The 24,029-nt window shown below is 77.5% G+C and carries 19 protein-coding genes and 1 riboswitch; of the genes, 11 read left to right on the top strand and 8 right to left on the bottom strand.

The features are described 5' to 3' along the window. Positions 1-111 precede the first annotated feature (111 nt). Positions 112-2,682, bottom strand: a complete 2,571-nt coding sequence (locus ACI78R_RS10315; protein WP_457040647.1) for an ATP-binding protein — start codon at positions 2,680-2,682, stop codon at positions 112-114. 203 nt (positions 2,683-2,885) lie between these two features. Between ACI78R_RS10315 and ACI78R_RS10310 the strand changes: the two genes are divergently transcribed. After that, positions 2,886-3,767 carry a hypothetical protein gene (locus ACI78R_RS10310; RefSeq protein ID WP_457040646.1) on the top strand — a complete coding sequence of 294 codons (882 nt, stop codon included), beginning with the start codon at positions 2,886-2,888 and terminating at the stop codon, positions 3,765-3,767. Further along, positions 3,764-5,491, top strand: coding sequence for an FAD-dependent oxidoreductase (locus tag ACI78R_RS10305; protein WP_457040645.1), 1,728 nt, complete (start codon positions 3,764-3,766; stop codon positions 5,489-5,491). Before ACI78R_RS10310 ends, ACI78R_RS10305 begins: the two co-directional genes overlap by 4 nt. Here the strand turns inward: ACI78R_RS10305 and ACI78R_RS10300 are convergent. Further along, positions 5,466-5,759, bottom strand: coding sequence for a hypothetical protein (locus ACI78R_RS10300; protein WP_073420021.1), 294 nt, complete (start codon positions 5,757-5,759; stop codon positions 5,466-5,468). The genes ACI78R_RS10305 and ACI78R_RS10300 overlap by 26 nt on opposite strands. A gap of 60 nt (positions 5,760-5,819) precedes the next feature. Between ACI78R_RS10300 and ACI78R_RS10295 the strand changes: the two genes are divergently transcribed. Next, positions 5,820-7,472, top strand: a complete 1,653-nt coding sequence (locus tag ACI78R_RS10295) for a bifunctional 3'-5' exonuclease/DNA polymerase (RefSeq protein ID WP_457040644.1) — start codon at positions 5,820-5,822, stop codon at positions 7,470-7,472. Positions 7,473-7,491: 19 nt separating this feature from the next. Here the strand turns inward: ACI78R_RS10295 and ACI78R_RS10290 are convergent, their stop codons facing one another. From ACI78R_RS10290 to ACI78R_RS10280, 3 genes are read right to left on the bottom strand one after another with little or no spacing between them, the layout of a single operon-like run. Next, positions 7,492-8,343 carry an SDR family NAD(P)-dependent oxidoreductase gene (locus tag ACI78R_RS10290; protein ID WP_457040643.1) on the bottom strand — a complete coding sequence of 284 codons (852 nt, stop codon included), beginning with the start codon at positions 8,341-8,343 and terminating at the stop codon, positions 7,492-7,494. After that, on the bottom strand, positions 8,340-9,305 hold the full coding sequence (locus ACI78R_RS10285; RefSeq protein WP_457040642.1) for an alpha/beta fold hydrolase: 966 nt from the start codon (positions 9,303-9,305) through the stop codon (positions 8,340-8,342). Before ACI78R_RS10285 ends, ACI78R_RS10290 begins: the two co-directional genes overlap by 4 nt. Beyond that, positions 9,302-10,825 carry a flavin-containing monooxygenase gene (locus tag ACI78R_RS10280; RefSeq protein WP_457040641.1) on the bottom strand — a complete coding sequence of 508 codons (1,524 nt, stop codon included), beginning with the start codon at positions 10,823-10,825 and terminating at the stop codon, positions 9,302-9,304. Before ACI78R_RS10280 ends, ACI78R_RS10285 begins: the two co-directional genes overlap by 4 nt. Positions 10,826-10,941: 116 nt before the next feature. Here ACI78R_RS10280 and ACI78R_RS10275 point away from each other — a divergent pair, with 116 nt between their 5' ends. Next, entirely contained in the window at positions 10,942-12,174 is a 1,233-nt protein-coding gene (locus ACI78R_RS10275) for a PucR family transcriptional regulator (RefSeq protein WP_457040640.1), read from the top strand. 4 nt (positions 12,175-12,178) lie between these two features. Here ACI78R_RS10275 and ACI78R_RS10270 read toward each other — a convergent pair whose 3' ends face one another. Beyond that, positions 12,179-13,057, bottom strand: coding sequence for a bile acid:sodium symporter family protein (locus tag ACI78R_RS10270; protein WP_457040639.1), 879 nt, complete (start codon positions 13,055-13,057; stop codon positions 12,179-12,181). A 264-nt stretch (positions 13,058-13,321) separates the two neighbouring features. Here ACI78R_RS10270 and ACI78R_RS10265 point away from each other — a divergent pair, with 264 nt between their 5' ends. The 4 genes from ACI78R_RS10265 (at position 13,322) to ACI78R_RS10250 (ending at position 17,596) form a co-directional block, all read left to right on the top strand. Further along, positions 13,322-15,103, top strand: a complete 1,782-nt coding sequence (locus ACI78R_RS10265) for a protein kinase domain-containing protein (RefSeq protein ID WP_457040638.1) — start codon at positions 13,322-13,324, stop codon at positions 15,101-15,103. 25 nt (positions 15,104-15,128) lie between these two features. After that, complete coding sequence (locus tag ACI78R_RS10260; RefSeq protein WP_457040637.1) at positions 15,129-15,755, top strand: DNA-directed RNA polymerase subunit alpha C-terminal domain-containing protein; 627 nt, start codon at positions 15,129-15,131, stop codon at positions 15,753-15,755. Between the two features lie 14 nt (positions 15,756-15,769). Beyond that, entirely contained in the window at positions 15,770-16,039 is a 270-nt protein-coding gene (locus ACI78R_RS10255; protein WP_457040636.1) for a hypothetical protein, read from the top strand. 152 nt (positions 16,040-16,191) lie between these two features. Then, a riboswitch (cyclic di-AMP (ydaO/yuaA leader) is annotated at positions 16,192-16,346 on the top strand. Between the two features lie 248 nt (positions 16,347-16,594). Continuing rightward, positions 16,595-17,596 (top strand): hypothetical protein, encoded by a 1,002-nt coding sequence (locus ACI78R_RS10250; protein ID WP_457040635.1) that lies wholly within the window; start codon positions 16,595-16,597, stop codon positions 17,594-17,596. An 18-nt stretch (positions 17,597-17,614) separates the two neighbouring features. On the opposite strand, the gene ACI78R_RS10245 is transcribed toward ACI78R_RS10250, so the two are convergent. Continuing rightward, a complete protein-coding gene (locus tag ACI78R_RS10245; protein WP_457040634.1) occupies positions 17,615-18,817 on the bottom strand; it encodes an ROK family transcriptional regulator in 1,203 nt (400 codons plus the stop codon). 81 nt (positions 18,818-18,898) lie between these two features. Between ACI78R_RS10245 and xylA the strand changes: the two genes are divergently transcribed. The 3 genes from xylA to ACI78R_RS10230 are packed head-to-tail and all read left to right on the top strand — an operon-like array spanning position 18,899 to position 22,313. Further along, complete coding sequence (gene xylA, locus ACI78R_RS10240) at positions 18,899-20,107, top strand: xylose isomerase (RefSeq protein WP_457040633.1); 1,209 nt, start codon at positions 18,899-18,901, stop codon at positions 20,105-20,107. Then, positions 20,107-21,513, top strand: a complete 1,407-nt coding sequence (gene xylB, locus ACI78R_RS10235; protein WP_457040632.1) for a xylulokinase — start codon at positions 20,107-20,109, stop codon at positions 21,511-21,513. Before xylA ends, xylB begins: the two co-directional genes overlap by 1 nt. Next, positions 21,510-22,313 carry a sulfite exporter TauE/SafE family protein gene (locus tag ACI78R_RS10230; RefSeq protein WP_457040631.1) on the top strand — a complete coding sequence of 268 codons (804 nt, stop codon included), beginning with the start codon at positions 21,510-21,512 and terminating at the stop codon, positions 22,311-22,313. Before xylB ends, ACI78R_RS10230 begins: the two co-directional genes overlap by 4 nt. Before the next feature lie 63 nt (positions 22,314-22,376). Here the strand turns inward: ACI78R_RS10230 and ACI78R_RS10225 are convergent, their stop codons facing one another. Next, positions 22,377-24,026, bottom strand: coding sequence for an AMP-binding protein (locus ACI78R_RS10225; protein WP_073420008.1), 1,650 nt, complete (start codon positions 24,024-24,026; stop codon positions 22,377-22,379). Positions 24,027-24,029 lie beyond the last annotated feature (3 nt).

Raw genomic sequence — 24,029 nt, 5'->3', positions numbered from 1 at the left:
AGGGGGACCTCGGGGTGGGGACGTCGTCGTCTCGGCCGCGTCCCACGCTCCCCGCGGCAGGTTGCGCCGCGGACACGTCCGGGTGAACGGGCGGTGGACCGCACCGTGTCCTCAGCCACTGCCCCCCAGCGCGTCCTCCAGCGCCGCCCACCCGTCCCGCCGGGCCCCGGCCGCCCGCTCGGCGGCGGCCCGCTCCGGGCCCAGCGCGGCGTCCACGGCCGCGGCGAGCTGCGCGGCCAGCGGGCGCAGGAACGGCCACACCCGCAGGCCCAGCAGCCGCCGGGTCGCGTCGGCGGAGCCCGCGAGGCGGGCCGCCTCCTCCGGCCGGCCGGTCAGCAGCGCCACCCCGGCCAGCGCCTCCAGGCAGTTCGCGAGGCCCTCCCGGTCGGCGAGCGCCCGGTGCAGCGCGGCGGCCTCCCGCAGGTGTGCCGCGGCGCCGTCCGGGTCGCCGCCCAGCAGCGCGTCGAGGCCGAGCTGGTCCAGGACGGCGGCGGCGAGGTGGTCGTCGCGGCTCGCCCGCGCGGCCGCCAGTGCCTCGGTGTGCCGGGTGGTCGCGGCGGGCACGTCGCCGGCCAGCAGGTCGACGTCGCCGAGCGGCACGAGCGTGAAGCCGACCGCCCACGGGTCGCCGCTGGCCCGCGCCGCGGCCTCGGCCTCCTCCAGCTGCGGGCGCAGCGACGGGTCCTCCGGCGGGCGGGTCATCGCCAGCAGCGTCAGGCCCTGGGCGAGCAGCCACGGGTCGCCCAGCTCGCGCGCCTCGGCCACCAGCCCGGTCAGCTGCGGCACGGCGTCCGCCGGCCGCCCCATCGCGATCGCGGTGCTGCCGCAGGCCCAGCGCAGCGACGCCGCCGCGGCGGGGGAGAGCCGGCGGGCCGAGGGCAGCGCGGCCGTGCGGTCGGCGAGGTCGGACATGGCCGCGAGCCGGCCGCGCGCCCACCACCACCGGGCCAGCGGCGCGGCCAGGCCGACGACGAGCTCGGCGCGGTCGGCGGCCACCGCCCACTCCAGCGTGGCCTCGAGGTCGTCGGCCTCGGCCTCCAGGCGGGCCAGCCACGTCGCCCGGTCCCGCCCGGCCAGCCCGGCGGCCGCCGACTCGGCCACGCCGGTGAGGTGGCGGGCCAGCCGCTCGCGGGCCGCGTCCTCCTCCCGGAGCTCGCGCAGCCGCTCGGCGGCGAAGGCGCGCACCACGTCGAGCATGCGGAACCGCGGCTCGCCGTCGGCGGCGTCCCCGGGGGCGACGAGGCTCTGCGCCACCAGCGCCGACAGCGCCTCCACGACGTCGACGTCGCCGTCCACCGCGGCGACCGCCTCGGCGGTGTCCAGCGTGCAGCCGCCGGTGCACACCGACAGCCGGGCCAGCACCAGCCGCTCCTCGGCGCCGAGCAGCTCGTGGCTCCACTCCAGGGTGGCCCGCAGGGTGCGCTGGCGGTCGGGCAGGTCGGCCACCGGCGCCCGCAGGTCCAGCGCGCTGCGCAGCCGGCGCAGCAGCGCCCGCGGCGGCAGCACCCGCACCCGCGCCGCGGCCAGCTCGATCGCCAGCGGCAGCCCCTCCAGCCGGCGCACCAGCTCGCCGACGGCGGCCGCGTCCTCGCCCTCGGCGGTGAACGAGGGGTCGGCGGCCCGGGCGCGGGCGGTGAACAGCTCCACCGCCGGCGCCGCCGGGTCCGGGGCGCCGGGCGCGGGCACCGGGAGCGGCTGCAGCGGCACGTCGGTCTCGCCGCGCAGGCCGAGCACGCTGCGGCTGGTCACCAGCAGGTCCAGCCGCGGGCAGCGCTCCAGCAGCGCGGCGAGGACCGGCGCGACGCCGGACACCTGCTCGGCGTTGTCGAGCACGAGCAGCGCCGACACCCCCGCGAGCCGCTCGGCGACGACGTCGACCAGCGGGCGGGCGCCCTCCGGCCGCACCCCGAGGACCCCGGCGACGGCGACCGGCACCCCGGCGGCGTCCCGGACCGGCGCCAGGTCGACGAACCAGACGCCGTCCCGCTCCGCCCGCACCGCCCCGGCGCCGGCCAGCGCCAGCCGCGTCTTGCCGATCCCGCCCGGGCCGGTGAGCGTCACCAGCCGCACCTCCGGAGCCCGCAGCAGCCCGGTGAGCAGGGCGAGCTCCGTCCCGCGGTCGACCAGCGGCGTCGGCGGCTCCGGCAGCCACCCCGGGGCGAGCCCGGGCACCGGCGCCCCGGGCGCCGGGCGGGCCGCGAAGCGCTCGGTGAGCAGGACGGCGAGGTCGTCGGCGACCTGCTCGCCGAGCCGCGCGGGGTCGCCGAACGGCACCGTCGAGGCCCCGCCGGTGGCCTGCATCCGCTCGACCAGCGCGGCCAGCCGGGGGTCGCGGCCGGGTGCCGGGTCGCGCACGTACAGCAGCCGCGGCAGCCCGTCGGACAGGTCGAACTCGTCCTCGATCCCCGACACCGCCATCCCGGGCGCCACCCAGCCGTAGCTGTCGCCGTACAGGCCGACGAAGACGTCGCTCTGCCGCAGGTAGGCGCGGTAGAGGTCGCGCGGGGGATGCGGGCGGGCGCCCAGCTCGAACATCACCGGGGTCAGCCGCAGCGAGGTGACCGCGGCCCGGACGGCGGCCCGCTCGGCGGCGAGCTCGGTGAGCGTCGAGGACACGAAGACCCGCAGCCGGCGGTCCGGCGTGCCGATCGGTGCGGCCGGGTCGGGACCGGGCCCGGTCATGGCGCCTCCCGCGACGGGCGGCCCCGCGGCCGCTCCCGGGACCCGGAGCCTAGGGCCGGGGGCGGTCGCGCCGACAGGCCCGGCGGGGTCGCGCGTGTCCGCCCCGGCGTGGCGCGGGCGGGCGTCCGGAATGCCGGTGACAGCCGCGCGCGGCGGTGCTCCAATGGGCGCCGCACGGGGAGGCACCGACGTCGGAGGTCCTGGTGGACCCAGCCACCACCACCGTGCGCCCGGCGGCCGACCGCCGCCGCGAGCTGCTCCCCGCCATGCGCGCCCTGCTCCGGGTGTTCTGCGTGCTGACCGCGCTGGCCGTCCTCGCCCTGCTCGTCCAGCCCGGCCGGACGGCGGACGTGTTCGCCTGGACCATCGCCCCGCCGGCCACCGCCGCCTTCCTCGGCGCGGGCTACGCCGCCGGGTTCACCCTGGTGCTGCTGTCGCTGCGCGACCCGGTGTGGGCGCGCAGCCGGGTGGCGGTGCTGACGATCCTGGTCTTCACGCTGCTGACCCTGGTCGCCACGCTCGTGCACCTCGACCGCCTGCACCTGCAGCCGGAGTTCGCCGACGCGCCGCTGCTCGCCCGCGGCGCCGCCTGGTTCTGGACCGGCGTCTACGTCCTCATCCCGGTGGCGATGGCCGTCGTCCTCGTGCTGCAGGAGCGCGCGCCGGGCACCGACCCGCCGCGCCGCGCGCCGGTCCCGGTCCCGCTTCGGGCCGGCCTCGGCGCGGAGTCGGTCGTGCTGCTCGCCGTGGGTGCGCTGCTGTCGGTCGCCCCCGCCGACACCACGGCGCTGTGGCCCTGGCCGCTGACCCCGTTCACCGCGCGGGTGGTCGGCGCCTGGCTGATCGCCTTCGGCGTCGCCACCGCGCTGGCCGCGCTCGCCGGCGACCTCGAGCGGCTGCGGACCGCCGCCGTCGCCTACACCGTCTTCGGCGTCCTGGTCCTGGCGGTCGTGGCGGTGCACGCCGGCGACGTCGGGTGGGACCGGCCCTCGGCGTGGGCGCTGGTCGTCGTCGCCGCCGCCATCGCGGGGACCGGCGCCGCCGGCTGGCGCCTGGCGCCCGCACCGGGGAGGCACCGGCCGTGAGCGGCGAGCGCGAGGCCTGCCTGCTCGTCGTCACCCGCGACAACGACGTCCGCGGCACCACCACCGCCGAGCTGACCCGGCGCTACGGCGGCGACTACGAGGTGCGCTCCTGCGCCTCCCCGGAGGAGGCCGCCGCGACGCTGACCGGCGACGGGCCGCCGGTCGCCGTCCTCCTCGGCGGGTTCGGCGACGCCGACCCCGACGGCCTCGCCGAGCTGCGCGCCCTGCACACGCGCACGCCCGGCGCGGTCTCGGTCGCGCTGGTCCGGTGGGGCGCCTGGGACACCGCGCGGCCGATCTTCGACGCGCTGACCGTCGGGCAGCTCGACCGCTGGCTCACCGCGCCGCAGGTCCGCGGCGACGAGGAGTTCCACCGGCTGGTCACCGAGGTGCTCGAGGAGTGGTCCTCGCGGAGGTCCGGCGGGTTCCAGGCGGTGCGGGTGATCGGCGAGCAGTGGTCGCCGCGCTCGCAGCAGCTGCGGGACAGCTTCTCCCGCAACCGCATCCCGCTCGGCTTCCTCGACGCCGGCTCCCGGGCCGGCACCGAGGCGCTGGCCGCGCTCGGTCTCACCGAGCCGAGGCTGCCGGTGGTGAGCATCCGGTTCACCCGCGAGCCGGTCGTCCTGCAGGACCCCACCGACCTCGAGATCGCCGACGCCTTCGGCCTGTTCACGCCGCTGGACGCCGACGTCGTCTCCGACGTCCTCGTGCTCGGGTCCGGCCCGGCCGGCCTCGGCGCGAGCGTGTACGCCGCCTCGGAGGGCCTGTCGACGCTGGTGGTGGAGGGCGAGGCGATCGGCGGGCAGGCCGGCACCAGCTCGCTGATCCGCAACTACCCCGGGTTCCCCACCGGGATCAGCGGCAGCCGGCTGGCCTTCAGCGCCTACCAGCAGGCGTGGGCCTTCGGCGCCCGGTTCCACTTCATGCGCCAGGGCAGCGGGCTGGAGACCACCGCCGACGGGCTGCACCGCGTCGCGCTCAGCGACGGGACGACGGCGTGCGCGCGCACCGTGGTGGTGGCCACCGGCGCGAGCTGGCGCCGGCTCGGGGTGCCCGAGCTCGAGGCGCTGACCGGGCGGGGCGTCTTCTACGGCGCGGCGGTCACCGAGGCGCCGGCGATGCGCGGCCGGCACGTGTTCGTCGTCGGCGGGGGCAACTCCGCCGGGCAGGCGGCGGTCTACCTGGCCGGCTACGCGGACCGGGTCACCGTGCTCGTCCGGCGGGCCACGCTCACCGAGACGATGTCGGACTACCTGATCCGCGAGCTGGAGGCACTGCCCCGCGTCGACATCCGCTACCGGGTGCAGGTGACCGGCGGCAGCGGCACCGACTTCCTCGAGTCGGTGGTGCTGCGCGACCTCGACAGCGGTGAGGAGACGACGGAGGAGGGCGTGCTGTTCGTCCTCATCGGCAGCGAGCCGCGCACGGACTGGCTCGCCGGCACGCTCGCCCGCGACCGCTGGGGCTTCCTGCTCACCGGCAGCGCGCTGCTCGCCGACGGCGTCACGCCCGCCTGGCCGCTCGAGCGCCCGCCCGCGCCGCTGGAGACCAGCACGCCCGGGGTGTTCGCCGCTGGCGACGTGCGGGCCGGCTCGGTCAAGCGGGTGGCCTCGGCGGTGGGCGAGGGCGCCCTGGTGGTGACGCTCGTGCACGCGCACCTGGCGGCGATGCGGGCCGCGGAGGGGTCCGGCGCGCAGGTCAGCGCGCCGGCAGCGCGCGGCTGACGGCGGGGGAGGGGCGCAGCGCCACCGGCCGCCCGGTCCACTCCGCCCGGTCGAGGGTGTCGGTGAGCAGCTCGCGGCCCGACGGCGACAGCGCGGTCACCGAGCGGGCGTCGACGACGTCGACCCGCACCGGCTCCCGGCCGTAGCAGCGCCAGAACGCCTCGACGGCGGCGGCGTCGACCTCGCCGGCGAGCACCAGCACCCGCCCGCCTGAGGTGTTGAGCAGGCGCACCACACCCCGGCGCAGGGCGGCGGGGACGGCGGGCACGCCTCCCAGTGTGCCCGCCGCCTCCCCGGCGGCGTCGGTGTCCTCGGCGAGACTGGGGCGGTGGACCGGGTGCTGCTGCGCCGCGACGGCGGGGACGCCGTCGCCGTCGACTGCGCGCCCGACGGCACCCCCGGCCCCGCCACCCGGGTGCCCGCCGACGAGCTGCCGTCCTGGGTCGCCGCCCGGGAGGGCGGGGGCACGGTCCGCTGGGTCTGGGACGACACGACGCGCTGGTACCCGGCGCTGCTCGACGCCGGCGTGCGGGTGGAGCGCTGCACCGACCTGCGGCTGACCGGCGCCCTGCTGCGCCGCTCGCCGCTGGCCGACCCGGCGCTGCTCGCCGGCGGCGACGCGGCGGGCTGGGCGGCGCTGGAGCCCCGCGCCGGCGGCGACCCGGCGCTGTTCCCGCTCGAGGACCCGGCCGACCGGCTCGACCCGGCCGCCGAGCTGCGCCGCCAGTCGGCCGCCCTCGCCGCGTCGGCGCACGGGGGCCGGCTCGGCCTGCTCGCCGCCGCCGAGTCCTCCGGCGCGCTGGCCGCTGCGGAGATGACCTGGGCCGGCCTGCCCTGGCGCGCCGACGAGCACGCCCGGCTGCTCACCGGCCTGCTCGGCGACCGCCCGCCGGCCGGGCTGCGGCCGCCGGTGCTGGAGCGGCTGGCCGGCGAGGTGCGCGCCGCGCTGCGCGCCCCCGACCTCAACCCCGACTCCCCGGCCGCGGTGCTGCGCGCGCTGCAGACGGCCGGCCTCCCCGTCGAGGACACCCGCTCCTGGACGCTGGAGCGCATCGACCACCCCGTGGTGCCGCCGCTGCTGGAGTACAAGCGGCTGGCCCGGCTGCTCGCGGCCAACGGCTGGGCGTGGCTGGACACCTGGGTGCGCGACGGGCGGTTCCGGCCGGTGTTCCTGCCCGGCGGGGTGGTCACCGGCCGCTGGGCCTCGCACGGCGGGGGCGCCCTGTCGGTGCCGGTACAGGTGCGCCCCGCGGCCGTGGCCGACGACGGGTGGTCGCTGGTCGTGGCCGACGTCGCCCAGCTCGAGCCGCGGGTGCTCGCCGGGATGAGCCGCGACGCCGCGCTCGCCGAGGCGGCCCGCGACCGCGACCTCTACGCCGGGATGGTCGCCGCCGGCGTGGTCGCCACCCGCGCCGAGGCGAAGGTCGGGGTGCTCGGCGCGCTGTACGGCGGCACCCGCGGCGAGAGCGGGCGGATGATGCCGCGGCTGGCCCGCCGCTACCCGCGGGCGATCGGCCTGGTGGAGGACGCGGCGCGGGCCGGCGAGCGCGGCGCGGTCGTGCAGACGCTGCTCGGCCGCGGCTCCCCGCTGCCCGGCGCCGCGTGGGCGGAGCGCTCGGCCGACCTCGGCGAGGCGCCCGAGCCCGGCGGCCGCGACTCCGACCGGGCCCGCCGCGCGTGGGGCCGGTTCACCCGCAACTTCGTCGTCCAGGGCACCGGCGCGGAGTGGGCGCTGTGCTGGCTCGCCGACCTGCGCAACCGGCTGTGGCGCCTGGGGGAGGGGTCGGTGCACCAGCGCCCCCACCTGGTGTTCTTCCTGCACGACGAGGTGGTCGTGCACACGCCGGCGGACCTCGCCGACCGGGTGGCCGGCGAGGTCCGCGCCGCCGCGGCAACGGCCGGGCGGCTGCTGTTCGGGGGCTTCCCGCTGGACTTCCCGCTCGACGTCGCGGTCGTGCGGTCCTGGGCCGACGCGGGCTGAGCCGCGTGGCGGCCCCGGCTCAGCGGCTGCCGAACAGCTTGCGGTCGTACCAGGCCGCCAGCACCGGGTAGCGCGCCGGCAGCAGGCGCACCAGCCGGTCGACGAGCACGGCGTCCCTGCCCACCCGCACCCGCGGCTTCCCGGCCTCGACGCCGTCGACGACGATTCGCGCCGCCTGCTCGGCCGGCATCTTCAGCAGCTTCTCGTCGTACACCCGCTGGCGGGCGACCTCGGCGGCCGACAGCTCGATGCCCTGCGCCTGCGCCTCCCGGGCCGTCGACGAGGCGATGTTGGTCTTCACCCCGCCCGGGTGCACCACGGTCACCTGCACCGGGTGGCCGCCGGCGACCATCTCGCTGCGCACCACCTCGGTGAACCCGCGCACGGCGAACTTGCTCGCGCAGTACGCCGACAGCGTCGGCTGCGCCATGAACCCGTTGAGGCTCGACACGTTCACCACGTGCCCGTCGCCGGACGCGACGAGGTGCGGCAGGAACGCCTTCGTGCCGTGGATGACGCCGAACAGGTTGACCCCGACCGTGCGGTCGTAGGTCTCCCACTCGGTGTCGAGCACCGAGCGGCCGCCGCCGGAGATGCCGGCGTTGTTGTAGACCTGGTGCACCACGCCGAAGTGGGCGGCCACCGCGTCGGCGTACGCGACCACGGCGTCCCGGTCGCTGACGTCGACGCGGGCGGTGTGCACCTGGGCGCCCAGCGCCTTCGCCCGGTCGGCGGTCTGGCCGAGGCCGAGCTCGTCGACGTCGGACAGCGCGAGGCGCGCGCCCCGCTTCGCCAGCTCGAAGGCCAGCTGCCGGCCGATGCCGGACCCGGCGCCGGTGACGACGGCGACCTTGCCGCGCACGCTGCTCATCGGTTCTCTCCCGTTCGCTGGGCGCCCGCACTCCGGGCGGTGTCGGTGCGGCCCGCTCCGCGGGCGAGGTCGGTGGTGAGCTCGACGAGCCGGTCGACGACCCCGGGCGCCAGGTGGTGGCCCATACCGGGGATCTCCACGTGCCGGGCGCCGGCGATGGCGTCGGCGGTGGCCCGCCCGCCGCTGGGGTGGACCATCCGGTCGACGTCGCCGTGCACCACCAGCGTCGGGGCGGTGATGCCGGCGAGCTCCGGCGTGCGGTCGCCGGAGGCCTGGATGGCGCCGATCTGGCGGGCCACCTCCTGCGACCGGGCGCCGCCGACGCGCTCCCACACCGCGGTGGCCCAGGCGCGCTCGAGGTCGTCGTCGGGCGGGAAGCCGGGACCGCCGATGTGCGCCAGCATCGCCAGGTGCCGCTCGACGGACTCCTCGACGGTGCGCGGCGCGGCCTTCGCGAGCCGCAGGATCGTCGAGCGGGCCGGCTGGCCCACCCGGCGGTGCCCGGTGGTGGAGAAGATCGACGTCAGGCTGGCCACCCGGTGCGGGTGCCGGGCCGCGACCACCTGGCTGATCATCCCGCCCATCGACATGCCGACCAGGTGCACGCGGGCGATGCCGAGGGCGTCGAGCAGGCCGACGGTGTCGGCGGCCATGTCGGTGAGGTCGTAGGCGTCGGGGCGCGGGCGGGCCAGCAACTGGCGGGTGCGCCCGGGCGGCGGGGTGGCGATCCGGCTGGACCGGCCGGCGTCGCGGTTGTCCAGCCGGACCACGCGGAAGCCGCGGGCGGCGAACCCGTCGACCATCCGCCGCGGCCACGAGGTGAGGTCCAGCCCGAGGCCGGCGACCAGCAGCAGCGGCTCGCCGTCCTCGGGACCGTCGAGGCGGTGGCAGATCCGCGGGCCGGCCGGCAGGTCGGCGAAGAGGTCGTCCTCGGTGGCGCGGGGCGCCTCGGTGGCGGTCACGCGCCCACCGCCGCGGCCGGCCGCGTCAGGCGGTCGCGCGAGGAGGTGAGCCGGAGCTCCGGGTCGACCACGCTGTCGGCCCGGAGCAGCTTGACGTCGTCGGAGTAGTCCATCGAGGTCAGCCACGGCATGCGGTCCCCCTGGCGGGGCAGCTGGGCGACCGCGCGCTGGATGTAGCCGGCGGCGAAGTCGAGGAAGGGCCGGGTGGGCATGCCCGGGTCGGCGAGGACCGGCCGCGCGGTGTCGAGGCCGCGCTCGTCCATGTGGCGCAGCAGCCGGACGAAGTGCTCGCAGAGCAACCCGATCTTCAGCGTCCAGGACGAGTTGGTGTAGCCGATCGCGAAGGCCAGGTTGGGCACCCCGGACAGCATCATGCCCTTGTAGGCGACGGTGTCCGACAGCGTCACCGGCTCGCCGTCGACCGTGATCGCGACCCCGCCGAACGCCTGCACCGACAGGCCGGTCGCGGTGACGATCACGTCGGCGTCGAGGTGCCCGCCCGAGGCGAGCCGGATGCCGGTCTCGTCGAAGGTCGCGATCCGGTCGGTGACGACGTCCGCCTGCCCCTCGCGGATCGCGCGGAACAGGTCGCCGTTGGGGACGGCGCACAGCCGCTGGTCCCACGGGTCGTAGGGCGGGTTGAAGTGCGTGTCGACGTCGAAGCCCGCGGGGAGCTGCTTGGTGTTGACCCATCGGATCGCCTTGCGGGCGGCCTTCGGGTGCTTCTGCGCGAACCGGTAGATGGCGCGCTGCTGGGCGATGTTCTTGCGGCGGACGAGCGCGTGCGCGCGCTCGTCGCCGAACCAGCGCCGCAGCCGCGCCGCGATCGGGTCCTCGCGGGGGACGGGCAGCACGTAGGTGGGCGTGCGCTGCAGCATCGTCACGTGCGCGGCGGTGCCCGCGATGGCCGGCACGATCGTCACGGCGGTCGCGCCGCTGCCGACGACGACGACCCGCTTGCCGGTCAGGTCGAGGTCCTCGGGCCAGAACTGCGGGTGCACGATCTCGCCGCGGAACCGGTCGCGGCCCTCGAACACCGGCGTGAAGCCCTCGTCGTAGCGGTAGTAGCCGCCGGCGCAGAACACCCAACCGGCGGTGAGCCGCAGCCGCTCGCCGGTGTCGGTGCGCTCGACGTCGACCGTCCACCGGGCGTCGGCGCTCGACCAGGACACCGCCAGCACCCGGTGGTGGTAGCGGATCCGCTCGTCGAGGCCGTTCTCGGTGGCCGTCTCGCGCAGGTAGGCGAGGATCTTGGGGGCGTCGGCGATCGACTGCCGGTCGCGCCACGGCTTGAACTCGTACCCGAACGTCGACAGGTCGGAGTCCGAGCGGATGCCGGGGTAGCGGAACAGGTCCCAGGTGCCGCCCGAGGCGCCGCGGGCCTCGAGGATCGCGAAGCTCTTCGCCGGCAGCTCCGTGGTCAGGTACCGGCCGGCGCCGATGCCGGAGATCCCGGCGCCGACGATCAGCACGTCGAGGTGCTCGACCGGCGTCTGCAGCGGTGGCTGGCTGGTGGTCATGCGGTGGCTCTCCCCGGGGACGGACGTGTGCCTGGTACCGACCATCCGTGGCGCAGGCCACCGCCCGCTAGGACGACGTGCACCCCGTCATGGGCCGCGTGGTGCACGATGCACCGGTGAGCGACGACTGGCCCCGGGTGTCCGAGCGCACCCGGGAGCTCTTCCGGCGCGGTGCGGAGGCGGCGCTGGATCCCCGGGCCGAGTGGATCGAGGAGCTGCACGCGGCGGCGCTCGGCAGCGACCGGATGCGCCCGGTGGCCGAGGACCCGGTGCTCGCCGAGGCGACCCGGCGGGCGAACCTGGCCAACCTGCTGCACTGGGCGGCGGCCAACGTGCAGCACCCGGGCCGCCGGGTGCCGGCCAACCTCGGCCCGGAGGTGCTCGAGGCCTCCCGCGACCTGGTGCGCCGCGGGCTGGACCAGAGCGGGCTGGACGCCTACCGGACCGCCCAGGGCGTGGCCTGGCGGCGGTGGATGGAGATCTGCTTCCAGCTCACGGCCGACCCGGCGGAGCTGCGCGAGCTGCTCGACGTCTCGGCGCTGTCGATCACCGCGTTCATCGACGACATGGTCGCCGCCGTCTCCGAGCGGATGGTGGCCGAGCGCGCCGAGCTCACCCGCGGCGGGCACGCCGAGCGCCGGGCCACGGTGGCGCTGCTGCTGGAGGGCGCGCCGATCGCCCGCGCCCGCGCGGAGGCCCAGCTCGGCTACGGGCTCACCGGCCCGCACACCGCCGCCGTCGTCTGGTCGGGATCCGGCACCGCCGGGCCCGAGGACCTGGAGGCCGCGGCCGAGGCGCTCACCCGCGCGGCCGGGGCGCCGCGGCGGCTGACCGTGGTGGCCAGCGCCGCGGCGCTGTGGGTGTGGCTGCCGGTGGGCACCGCGCCGCGGGTGGCCGACCTGACGGCGTCGCTGGCGGGGACGCCGGGCGTGCGGGTCGCCGTCGGCCGGCCCGGCCGCGACGTCGAGGGCTTCCGGCGCAGCCACCTCGACGCCGCGACCACCCAGCGGATGCTCGCCCGGCTGACCTCGCCGCAGCAGGCCGCCCGCTACGAGGACGTGCAGCTCGTCGCGCTGCTCACCGCCGAGCCGGCCGCCGTCGACGAGTTCCTCGCCGACACCCTCGGCGGGCTGCTCACCGCCGACGCCGAGGTGCGCCGGACGGTGCACACCTACGTGCAGGAGCTGGGCAACGCCTCCCGTACCGCCGAGCGGCTGTGGACCCACCGCAACACCGTGCTGCGCCGGCTGGCGCGCGCCGAGGAGCTGCTGCCCCGCCCGCTGGCCGACAACGTCCTCGGCGTCGCGGCGGCGCTGGAGGTGCTGCGCTGGCGCGGCCCGGGGGGCTGACCGCTCAGGCCGGCTGCGCCTCCCGGTCGGGGGCCCGCCGGCTGACCAGCCAGCCGACCACCGCCGCCACCGGGAACATCAGCACCCCGTAGACGGCGGCCGGGATCGCGAGCTCCACGCTGCCGAGCACGCTGATCGCCACCGCGATGGCCAGCGTGCTGTTGTGCACGCCGATCTCGAAGCAGCAGGCGACCGCCTGGCGGTGGCCGATGCCCAGCGCGCGCGGCACCGCGAACCCGAGCAGCAGGCTCAGCAGGCAGAAGGCGAGCGCCACGAGGCCGACCTGGCGCAGGTAGTCGCCGACGTCCTCCCGCTCGGCCAGCACGGTGCCGACGATGACCAGGGCGAGCACCACGGCCGACAGGACGCGCACCGGGCGGTCCATGCGGTCGGCGAAGGCCGGGGCCGCGCGCCGCACGAGCATGCCCAGCGCCACCGGCACCAGGACGACGGCGAACACCTGCAGCGTCTTGCCGAACTGCAGGCCGATCGACTCGGCGCCGGCCGGGTCGAAGACGGTGACCGCGAGGTTGGTCAGCAGCGGCAGCGTGACGACGGCGAGCAGCGAGTTGACCGCCGTCAGCGAGACGTTGAGCGCGACGTCGCCGCGGAACAGGTGGCTGAACAGGTTGGCCGTCGTGCCGCCGGGGGAGGCGGCGAGCAGCACCATGCCGACGGCGAGCACCGGCTCCAGCCCGGCGAGCGCCACCAGCCCGAAGCACAGCGCGGGCAGCACGAGCACCTGCAGCCCCAGGGCGACGACGGCCGCCTTCGGGCGGCGGGTGACCCGGGCGAAGTCGTCGACGGTCAGCGACAGCCCGAGGCCGAACATGATCACCGCCAGCGCGGCGGGCAGGGCGACGGTGCCGAGTGCCGAGTCCATGGGCGACCTCCGGGACGGCCGCGGCGCCGTTGCCGCGGAACTGTGCGGATCGTGGCGGACGGAGGGCTCCGGGGCGAGCCCTCTCCCGCTCGGGCCACCCGGGTGGTCGAGGCCTGTGACCGGGGTCGGTGGTTGGGGACGGTGCGGTCCGGGCACCCCTCCTGGAGCGCTCGCGGCGGCATCGCCGTCGCCGGGCCGCTCCCGGGGGGAGTCGACGGAGGCGGGCAGCTGGCCCGCGCACGCGGACGGGACGGAGCACGGGACGTGACCTCGCTGGGCACCGGGCGGCAGACGCTGGGGGACCGCTACGAGCTGCAGGAGCCGATCGCCAGCGGCGGCATGGGCCAGGTGTGGCGCGGCCGCGACGTGCTGCTGGAGCGGCCGGTCGCGGTCAAGGTCCTGCGCAGCGAGTACGCCGACGACCCGGTGTTCCTCGAGCGCTTCCGCTGCGAGGCCCGGCACGCCGCCGCGCTGAGCCACCCGAACATCGCCGCGGTCCTCGACTACGGGGAGACCCGCGACGCCGACACCGGCGAGTCCCTCGCCTACCTGGTGATGGAGCTGGTCGAGGGGGCGCCGCTGTCGGCGCTGCTGTCGGCCGACGGCCCGCTGGAGCCCGGCGCCGCCCTGTCCGTGCTCGAGCAGACGGCGGCCGGCCTCGCCGAGGCGCACCGCGCGGGCCTCGTGCACCGCGACGTCAAGCCGGCCAACATCCTCGTGCGTCCCGACGGCGGGGTGAAGCTCACCGACTTCGGCATCGCCTGGTCGGCCGAGAGCGTGCCGCTCACCGGCACCGGGCAGGTCATCGGCACCGCGCGCTACATGTCGCCGGAGCAGGCCGCCGGCGGGCGGGTCAGCCCGGCCAGCGACGTCTACGCGCTCGGCCTGGTCGGCTACGAGTCGCTCACCGGCCACGCGCCCTTCGAGGGCACCAACCCGGTCGCCGTGGCGCTCAAGCAGGTGCGCGAGCAGCCCGAGCCGCTGCCCGAGGACGTGCCGCCGGTCGTGCGCTCCCTCATCGGCGCGGCGCTGGTGAAGGACCCCGCCGAGCGGCCGGCCGACGCCGACGCCTTCCTCACCGCGGTGCAGGAGACCATCGAGGAGACCTCCGGCTCGACCGCCGTCGGGGCGGGCCCGCCGACCAGCCCGGTGCCCGCCCTCCTGCCGGCCGGCGACGACGTGCGGGAGCCGCCCAGCCGGCGCCGCGGCGTCCTGCTGCTGGCGCCGGTCCTCGCGCTGGTGCTCGCCGGCCTGCTCGCCGTGGTGCTGTGGCCCGGCGGCTCCGGCGGCGGGCAGGCCCCGGCGCAGGCCGCCGAGTCCTCGACGCCGTCGGGCGGGAGCGCCGCCGCGGCCTCGTCGGTCGTGCTGACCGCCGGCGACCACGTGGGCCGGCCGGTCGAGGACGTCGCCGCCGACCTCACCGCCCTCGGCCTCACCGTCTCCCGGGAGACCGAGCAGACGACGGCGGTCGCGCCGGGCACCGTCGCGGCGCTCGACCCCGTCGGCGTCCCGCTGCGGGCCGGCGACCGCGTCACCCTGTCCGTCGCGGCCGCACCGCCCGCCGCCGGGTCCCCGGCCGGGCCGGCGCCCGCCGAGGACACCGCACCGGCGCGGGAGCCGGCGCCGTCGGACACCGCCGCCCCGGGCAGCGGGTCGGCGACCGCGCCGGCGGCCCCGTCCGCGACCACGCCGCCGGGGCCCGCCCCGTCGCAGCCGGCGGACACCGGCACCGCGCCGTCGGGGGCCGGGGAGTCCGCGCCGGCCGGGTCGGCGCCGGGGGAGTCGGCGCCGGCGCCGGAGGAGTCCGCTCCCGCCCCCTCGGACCCGGTGGAGCCCTCGCCGACCCAGCCGGAGGCCCCGGCGCCGACGGCACCGGAGTCGTCCGAGCCGGTGGAGCCCGCGCCGTCGGAGCCCGCGCCGTCGGAGCCGGAGGCCCCCGCGCCGACGTCGCCGGGGTCCCCGGGCTCGTCGTCCGCCCCGTCGGCGGGCCCGTCCGGTCCGTCGTCGGCGGGTACGCCCGGCCCGGACACCGGTGCGGCCGGCTGACCGGCGCCGACTAGGGTCCTCCGCCATGCCGACCAGGTCGCCGGGCGCGCCGGCGGGGACGATCGCGACGCTGGACCTGCCCACCCGCGCGGTCACCGCGCTGACCCGCGCCGGCATCACCGACGTCGCCGCGCTCGCCGGCCTGTCCCGCCGGGAACTCGCCGCCGTGCCGGGCCTCGGGCCGGGGCTGGTGACCGCCATCCGCCGCGTCGTGCCCGAGCCGCCGGCGCAGCTGCCGCTGCCCTCCGAGGACGACGGCGGGCCCGCCTCGCCCGAGATCCCGTCCTTCGCCTCGCTGCGCGACCCCCGCCGGCGCACCGCCTTCGACCTGCTGGTGCCCGAGGCGCCGCCCGAGGCCCAGGCCGATGCCCAGGTCGGGGCCCCCGTCGAGGCCCGGGGCGCGGCCGCACCGGACGCCGGGGCCGCGGGCGCCCCGGAGGACGACGCGGACCCCGGCGACGACGAGCCCGAGCCGGCCCCCGCGTCCCCGCGCGCGGCGACTCCCCGGGCGGCGGCGCCCCGCCCGGCCGAGTACGCCGACCTCCTCGCCTTCGGCGTCCGGGTGGCCCGGTCCGCCGTCACGCTGCCCGCCCGGCTGGCCGTCTGGTCGGTGCGCACGCAGGCCGACTGCCTGCGCCGTCTGCTCGGCTGAACGAGGAGGATCCCGTGTCGCTGCAGCGCCGGGGGGTCGCGCGCCTGCGCGCGGCCCTGGTCGGTCTGGCCCTCGCGGCCCTCGTCCCGGTCACCGCCGCCTGTGGGGGCGAGGGCGGCGGCGGAGGCGGCGGGGACGGTGTCGAGCAGGACGAGGGCGGCTCTGGCGGCTCCAGCGGCGAGGACCAGAACGAGCCCGACGAGAACGAGTCGGACGAGAACGAGCCGGACGAGAACGAGCCGGACGAGAACGAGCCGGACGAGAACGAGCCCGACGAGGGCTGAGCCCGAGGGCTGGGTCCGCGGGACGCGAGGCGACACGCCGACGACGCGCGCGACACTCGTCACGCCGGACCGGCGCGAGATTGTCACGGGGCGATAACGACGTCTACCGTGGCGCCGTCCGACCGGTCGTCACGTCCCCGTCCGGGGAGTCCGGGCGGATGCCGCCGAGTCGCCCTCCGGGGCGAGCCGGGGACCCACCGCACCACTGGGGTGAATCCCGCGGGGCCGGACACCGTCCGCCCGCAGGTAGGGCTGCTTCCCGCCCGAACCCGTCAGCTGACCCGGTAGGCGGCCATCGGGAGAACGGAGAGCCGCCGGATGGCGCGCGCCCTCAGCACGACCGCACCACCCCCGCGCCGGCTCCGCCGCACCGGGGTGCGCCCCCGGATCTGACCGCCCCGGCCGTCCCCGACGCCGGTCCCGCGACCGCCCGGCCCCGCCCGGACGCCGGTCGCCGGCCGACCGCGTCTCGCGGACCGCCGGAGCCGCCCGCACATCCGCCACGCCGTGCCCGCCACCGGGCCGCGTGGCCGCACCCCTGGAGCACAGCCCCGCATGGACGCCCCCACCGCCGAGATCCGCACGCCGGAGCCGGCCGCCCCCACCGCGGAGATCGCCGTCCCCGCCGCGCCCCGCGGCGCCGGCCGGACCGCCCGCCGCGCCGCCCGCCCCGCCGCCCGCCGCTCCGCCGTCCGCCGCCCCGGGCTGCTGCTCGGCGTCGCCGCGGCCGGCGCGCTGGCCGCCAACCTGCTGCTCACCCCCGACCCGGCCGCCGAGGCGCAGGCCGGCACGTCGGAGTCGCTGAGCGTCGCCCAGGCGCTCGGGCTGTCGGCCGCCACCGGCCCCGCCGCCACCGAGCCGCAGACGGTGCAGCCGCAGGACATCGCGGAGCTCGGCCAGGTCGCCGCGAGCCGCGGCAGCCGCGAGGCCGCCGAGACCGCCGCCCAGCAGGCGCAGGCCGGCGCCGACCAGGCCGTCCGCGACGCCCAGGCCGCCGAGGCCGCCCGGCTCGCCGCCGAGGCCGAGGCCGCCCGCGTCGCCGCCGAGGCCGCCGCCGCCGCGGAGGCCGCCGCAGCCGAGGCGGCCGCCGCCGCGGAGGCCGAGCAGGAGTCCGCCGCCGCGTCGTCGTCCGCGTCCTCGTCGTCCGCCTCGTCGTCGGCGTCGTCGTCCGCCACCGGGACGACCGCCTCCCGGGTGGCCCGGATCAGCAACACCTCCGGCCCGGTGCGGTCGGTGGTGCAGGCCGCGGCCGACGCCGTGGTGAGCAACGTGCCCGGCGCCGCCTCGATCACCCTCGGCGGCACCCGGCCCAGCGCGGCCGACCCGGGCGGGCACCCGTCGGGCCTCGCGCTGGACTACATGGTCATGTCCGACGCCGCCCTCGGCGACGCGATCGTGCAGTACCACATCGACCACTGGTCCGAGCTCGGCGTCGACTACCTCATCTGGGAGCAGCGGATGCTGTCCTCGCCGGGCGGCTCGTGGTCGCGCATGGAGGACCGCGGCGGCGTGACCGCCAACCACTACGACCACGTGCACGTCAACTACCAGGGCTGAGCCCCGGGGCCGGTCCGCTCAGGCCGGCAGCCAGCGCACCGGGTCCTCGAGCACCGCGTCGAGGGCCCGGAGCGCCGCGCCCGTGGCCCCCGCGGCCGGCACCGCACCGCCGGCGTCGACCACCGGCCGCCGCCAGCGGGCCGACAGCACCCGGCGGGCCAGGTGCTCCTCCAGGCGCGGGCGCAGCAGGCCGGTGAGCTCGGCGAGGTGCCCGCCGAGCACGACGGTCGGGATGTCGAGGACGTTCACCACCCCGGCCAGGGCCACGCCCAGCGCCCACGCGGCGCCGTCGACCGCCGCCCGCGCGGCCGGGTCGCCGGCCTCCGCGCGGGTGCGCAGCTCGCCGGGGCCGGCGTCGGCGGGCACCCCGGCCGCGGCGAGCAGCGCCAGCCGGCCGGCGTAGCGCTCCAGACAGCCGGTGGACCCGCACGGGCACGCCGGTCCGGCGGGGTCGACGCAGACGTGCCCGATCTCGCCGGCCCAGCCCGAGCTGCCGGTCATCACCCGCCCACCCAGCACCGCGGCGCCGCCGATGCCGATCTGGCCGGACAGGTAGACGAAGTCGCGGTGCGGCCCGGGGCGCCCCGGCGCGTCCTCGGCGACGCTGCGCGCGGCCAGGTCGGCCTCGTTGCCCAGCGCCGGCACCAGGTCCGCCGGGAGCGCGCCGGCCAGCAGCTCGGCCGGGCACACCCGCGACCAGCGCAGGTTCGGTGCGCGCAGCAGCAGCCCGCGGCCGGCGTCGACCAGGCCGGGCAGCGCCAGCCCCGCCCCGACGACGCGGGTGCCCGCGGGCAGCGCGCCCAGCACGTCGGCGGCCAGCCCGCCCAGCAGCGACAGCGCGGCGGCCGGGTCGCTGTCGCGCAGGTCCTCCTCGCGCAGCCGCTCCGCGAGCACCCGGCCGCGCAGGTCGAGCACCCGGACGGCGACCAGGCCGGCATCGACCTGCATGCCCAGGCCCGCGGGCCGCGAGCCGGGCGCCAGGGGGGTGGCGGGGCGGCCGCGGCGGGCGGCGGGCCCGCGCTCCACCTCGTCGAGCAGGCCGCCGGCGACGAGGTCGTCGACCAGCCGGGCCGCCGTCCCCCGGGTGGTGCCGAGGGCCGCGGCGACGCCGGCCCGGGACAGCTCGCCGGGGTCGGCGCAGACGGCGCGCAGGACCAGCCCCAGGTTGGTCGCGCGCAGGGTCGACTGCCGGGCACCGCTGGGGGTACGGCCGTCGGACACGGGTTGAGGCTAGCGGCGTCCGTCGTTTATGTTCTACGGCAGCACAAAAGCGGTGGCCCACGTCACCCGGACGAGCACCCCGTGCCCAGCGGAAGGAACCCCATGGCGAACCAGCCCACCCGCGAGGACAAGTTCAGCTTCGGTCTGTGGACCGTGGGCTGGAACGCCCGCGACCCGTTCGGCGAGGCCACCCGCCCGGCGATCGACCCGGTGGAGAGCGTCGAGAAGCTGGCGGAGATGGGCGCCTACGGCGTCACCTTCCACGACGACGACCTGATCCCCTTCGGCACCGGCGACGCCGAGCGCACGAAGATCATCGAGCGGTTCAAGCAGGCGCTGGCCGACACCGGGCTCGTCGTGCCGATGGCCACCACCAACCTGTTCACCCACCCGGTGTTCAAGGAGGGCGGCCTCACCGCCAACGACCGCGGCGTCCGCCGGTTCGCGCTGCGCAAGATCATGCGCAACATGGACCTGGCCGCCGAGCTCGGCGCCAAGACCTACGTCCTGTGGGGCGGCCGCGAGGGCGCCGAGGTCGACGGGGCCAAGGACCTGTCGGCGGCGCTGGACCGCTACCGCGAGGGCATCGACACCCTGGCCCAGTACTCCGAGGACCGCGGCTACGGCCTGCGCTTCGCCCTGGAGCCCAAGCCCAACGAGCCCCGCGGCGACATCTTCCTGCCCACCATCGGGCACGCGATCGCCTTCATCACCACCCTGCAGCACGCCGACCTGGTGGGCGTGAACCCCGAGGTCGGGCACGAGCAGATGGCCGGCCTGAACTACACGCACGGCATCGCGCAGGCGCTGTGGCAGGGCAAGCTCTTCCACATCGACCTCAACGGCCAGCACGGCATCAAGTACGACCAGGACCTGGTCTTCGGCCACGGCGACGTGCTCAGCGCCTTCGCCACCGTCGACCTGCTCGAGCACGGCGGCCCGAACGGCGGCCCGGCCTACGACGGCCCCCGCCACTTCGACTACAAGCCGCTGCGCACCGAGGACCTCAAGGGCGTCTGGGAGTCGGCCGCGGCCAACATGCGCACCTACCTGCTGCTCAAGGAGCGGGCCGCCGCGTTCCGCGCCGACCCGGAGGTCCAGGAGGCCCTCGCCGACGCCGCCGTGCCGGAGCTCGCGCAGCCGACCCTCGGCGACGGCGAGTCCTACGAGCAGCTGCTCGCCGACCGCTCGGCGTTCGAGGACTTCGACGCCGACGCCGCCGGTGCGCGCCGCGGCGGCCAGGTCCGCCTGTCGCAGCTGGCCGTCGAGCACCTCCTCGGCGCCCGCTGATGCCTCTGGTCGCGGGGGTCGACACCTCGACCCAGGCCTGCAAGGTCGTCGTCCGGGACGCCGACTCCGGCACCCTCGTCCGCGAGGGCCGGGCGCCGCACCCCGAGGGCACCGAGGTGGCCCCCGCGGCCTGGGCGGCCGCGCTGGAGCAGGCGGTGGCGCAGGCCGGCGGTCTCGACGACGTCGCCGCGGTCGCCGTCGGCGGCCAGCAGCACGGCATGGTCTGCCTCGACGAGGACGGCTCGGTCGTGCGGGACGCCCTGCTCTGGAACGACACCCGCTCCGCCGGCGCGGCCGCCGACCTCACCCGTGAGCTCGGCGGCCCGCAGGCGTGGGCCGACGCCGTCGGTCTCGTGCCGGTGGCGTCGTTCACCGTCACCAAGCTGCGCTGGCTGGCCGAGCACGAGCCGGCCAACGCGGAGCGCACCGCCGCGGTCTGCCTGCCGCACGACTGGCTGACCTGGGTGCTGGCCGGCCGGCCGGGCCTCGCCGCGCTGGTCACCGACCGCGGCGATGCGAGCGGCACCGGCTACTGGTCGGCGGCGACGGGGGAGTACCGCCCCGACCTGCTCGAGCGCGCCTTCGGCCGCACCCCGGCGCTGCCGCGGGTGCTCGGGCCCGCGGAGTCCGCGGGCACGTCCACCACGGGCGCCACGCTGGGCCCGGGCACCGGCGACAACGCCGCAGCGGCGCTGGGCCTGGCCGCCGAGCCCGGCGACGTCGTGCTGTCGGTGGGCACCTCCGGCGTCGTGTCGATCGTGTCGGAGGTCCCGGCCGCCGACGCGACCGGCGCGGTCGCCGGGTTCGCCGACGCCACCGGCCGCTACCTGCCGCTGGTGGCCACGCTCAACGCCGCCCGCGTCCTGGACGCCACCGCGCGGCTGCTGGGCGTCGACCACGACGAGCTGTCCCGGCTCGCCCTGTCGGCCCCGGCCGGCGCCGGCGGGCTGACGCTGGTGCCCTACCTGGAGGGCGAGCGCACGCCCGACCGCCCGACGTCGACCGGCGCCCTGCACGGCCTGACGCTCGGCACCTCCACCCCGGCGCACCTCGCGCGCGCCGCGGTCGAGGGGCTGCTGTGCGGCCTGGCCGACGGACTCGACGCCGTCCGCGCCACCGGGGCGGAGGTCCGCCGGGTGCTGCTGGTCGGCGGCGGCGCCCGCTCGGAGGCGGTGCGGGCGATCGCCCCGGCCGTCCTCGGGGTGCCGGTGCTCGTGCCGCCGCCGGGGGAGTACGTGGCCGACGGCGCAGCCCGCCAGGCGGCCTGGGTGCTGTCGGGCGCCGACGCCCCGCCGGAGTGGGCGCGGCCGGGCACCGAGGTGCACGAGGCCGACGTGACGCCGGGGGTGCGCGAGCGCTACGCCGAGGTGCGGGAGATGACCGCCGAGCGCCTGCGCGCCGGGTGAGCGGGGGGTTCCTCCCGGAGGGGCTGACGCCGTCGCTGCTGGCCCTGGTGCTGGTGGCGGCGCTGGCCGCGGGGTGGGTCGACGCCGTCGTGGGCGGCGGGGGCCTCATCCAGCTGCCGGCGCTGCTGCTGGTGCCGGGGCTGGCGCCGGTGCAGGCGCTGGCCACCAACAAGCTCGCCTCGGTGTTCGGCACCACCACCAGCGCGGTCACCTACCAGCGCCGGGTGCACCCCGACCTGCGCACCGCGCTGCCCATGGCCGCGGTCGCGCTGGCCGGCTCGTTCGGCGGCGCGTCGGTGGCGGCGCTGCTGCCGGCGAGCGTGTTCAAGCCGGTGATCGTCGTCGCGCTGGTCGGGATCGCGCTGTTCACCGCGTTCCGGCCCGCGCTCGGCGAGGTGACGGCGCTGCGGCACACGGGCCGCCGGCACGCCGGCACCGCGCTCGCGATCGGCGCGGTCATCGGGTTCTACGACGGCGTGCTGGGCCCCGGCACCGGCTCGTTCCTCGTGTTCGCCCTGGTCTCGCTGCTGGGCTACGACTTCCTGCACGCCAGCGCCAAGGCGAAGATCGTCAACGTCGCCACGAACCTCGGCGCGCTGACGTTCTTCGTGCCGCACGGCTCGGTGGTGTGGGGGCTCGGGCTGCTGCTCGCCGCGGCCAACGTGGTCGGCGGCTACCTCGGCTCCCGGACGGCGACCAGCCGCGGCACCGGCTTCATCCGCGCCGTCTTCCTCGTCGTGGTCAGCGCGCTCGTCGCGCGGCTGGGCTGGGACGTCTGGACGGAGAACGTGCGGAGCTGACCGTGCAGCATCGACCGCGCGGGGCCGGCCGGGCCCCCGCCGCGGCGGGGGCCCGGCCGCACCTCACGTCCCGCGCAGCTCGCGGCGCAGGATCTTGCCGGTGACCGTCTTCGGCAGCTCGTCGAGGAGCACGACGCTGCGCGGGTACTTGTAGGCGGCCATCCGCTCCCGGCAGTGCGCGATCAGCTCGTCGGGCGTCGCGCTCGCGCCCGGCTTGAGGCTGACGAACGCCTTGACCGTCTCCCCGCGCTTCTCGTCCGGGACGCCGACGACGGCGGACTCCCGGACGGCGGGGTGCTCGGCCAGGACGTCCTCGACCTCGCGTGGCCACACCTTGTAGCCCGACGCGTTGATCATGTCCTTCTTGCGGTCGACGATGAACACCCAGCCCTGCGGGTCCATGAAGCCGACGTCGCCGCTCTTCAGGGCCCCGCCGGGCAGGTTGGCCGCCGTCTCCTCGGGCTTGCCCCAGTAGCCGGCCACCACCTGCGGGCCGTCGGCCACGATCTCGCCGACCTCGCCCAGCGGCACGTCCGCGCCGTCGTCGTCCTGGATCCGCACGATCGTGTTCGGCGCCGGGACGCCCACCGACAGCGCGCCCGACGTCGGGTCCACCGGCGACGGCGACCCGAACGGCGTCACCGTCATCGGCGACGTCGTCTCCGTGAGGCCGTAGGCGTTGTGCACCTGACGGCCGGTGGCCTCGAGGAACCCGCGCTCGGCGGCCGGGGAGATCGCCGCGCCGCCGGAGTAGATCGACGTGAACGACTCGAAGTGCGCCTTGGTGAAACCCGGGGCGTTGAGCAGCGCGCTGAACGCGGTGATCGCCCCGATGGTGAACGCCGGCCGGTGCTCGAGGAACGCGTCGAGCACCACCTGCGGCTCGAAGCGGTAGGCGAGCACCAGCGTCTGCGGCACCAGCATGCTCACCGCGACGTGCCCGATCAGGCCGGTGATGTGGAACAGCGGAGCGATCCCGAAGATCGAGCCGTCCCGGCCGGCGTGGGTCCAGTCGCGGTAGACCTGCGCGGTGAAGCAGACGTTGCGGTGGGTGTTCATCGCCCCCTTGGGCACGCCCGTCGTCCCCGACGTGTAGGTCAGGAACGCGACGTCGTCGGGCCCGAGCGCGGCCGCGGGCGGGGTCTGCCCGCGGTGCTGCTCGACGAACTCCAGCAGGTCCGTGGTGCCCTCGTGCCGCTGCCGGGTGACCCCGGCGAACAGCCGCTCGTCGTCGCGGGTCTGCAGGTCCAGCCCGCTGGTGGTGAGCACCAGCCGGACGTCGGTGCCCGGGACGACGTCGCGCGCGACCTCGTCGTAGAGGGTGTCCAGGCACAGCAGCACCGTCGCCCCGGAGTCGGCGAGCAGGTAGGACAGCTCCCGCGTCCGGCTCATGGGGTTGATCGACACCATGACGCCGCCGGCCTTCCAGGTGGCCACCATCGCCATGACGAACTGCGGCACGTTCTGCAGGTAGACCGCCAGCCGGTCGCCGGGGGAGAACCCGTTGGCGAGCAGGCCGGCCGCCATCGCGTCGGTCGTCTCGTCGAGCTCCCGGCGGGGAACGGCGCCGTCGAAGTACTGCAGGGCGACGCCGTCGGGGTCGCGCTCCACGCCCGCGCGGAACATCGACAGCGCGTCGGCGAACTCGATGTCGTAGTCGGCCGGCTGCCCGCCGTAGAGGGACAGCCAGGGCCGGTCGTCGTAGCCGCTCACGAC

The organism is Geodermatophilus sp. SYSU D01106, from assembly GCF_054049995.1.
The sequence above is the reverse complement of the archived record's forward strand: the minus strand, read 5'-3'. Positions and strand labels throughout refer to the sequence as shown.

Coding starts and splice junctions, on each gene's coding strand:
- ACI78R_RS10290 (WP_457040643.1), bottom strand. CDS start 8,343: ATGAGCAGCGTGCGCGGCAAGGTCGCCGTCGTCACCGGCGCCGGGTCC.
- ACI78R_RS10280 (WP_457040641.1), bottom strand. CDS start 10,825: ATGACCACCAGCCAGCCACCGCTGCAGACGCCGGTCGAGCACCTCGAC.
- xylB (WP_457040632.1), top strand. CDS start 20,107: ATGCCTCTGGTCGCGGGGGTCGACACCTCGACCCAGGCCTGCAAGGTC.
- ACI78R_RS10250 (WP_457040635.1), top strand. CDS start 16,595: ATGGACGCCCCCACCGCCGAGATCCGCACGCCGGAGCCGGCCGCCCCC.
- ACI78R_RS10270 (WP_457040639.1), bottom strand. CDS start 13,057: ATGGACTCGGCACTCGGCACCGTCGCCCTGCCCGCCGCGCTGGCGGTG.
- ACI78R_RS10315 (WP_457040647.1), bottom strand. CDS start 2,682: ATGACCGGGCCCGGTCCCGACCCGGCCGCACCGATCGGCACGCCGGAC.
- ACI78R_RS10260 (WP_457040637.1), top strand. CDS start 15,129: ATGCCGACCAGGTCGCCGGGCGCGCCGGCGGGGACGATCGCGACGCTG.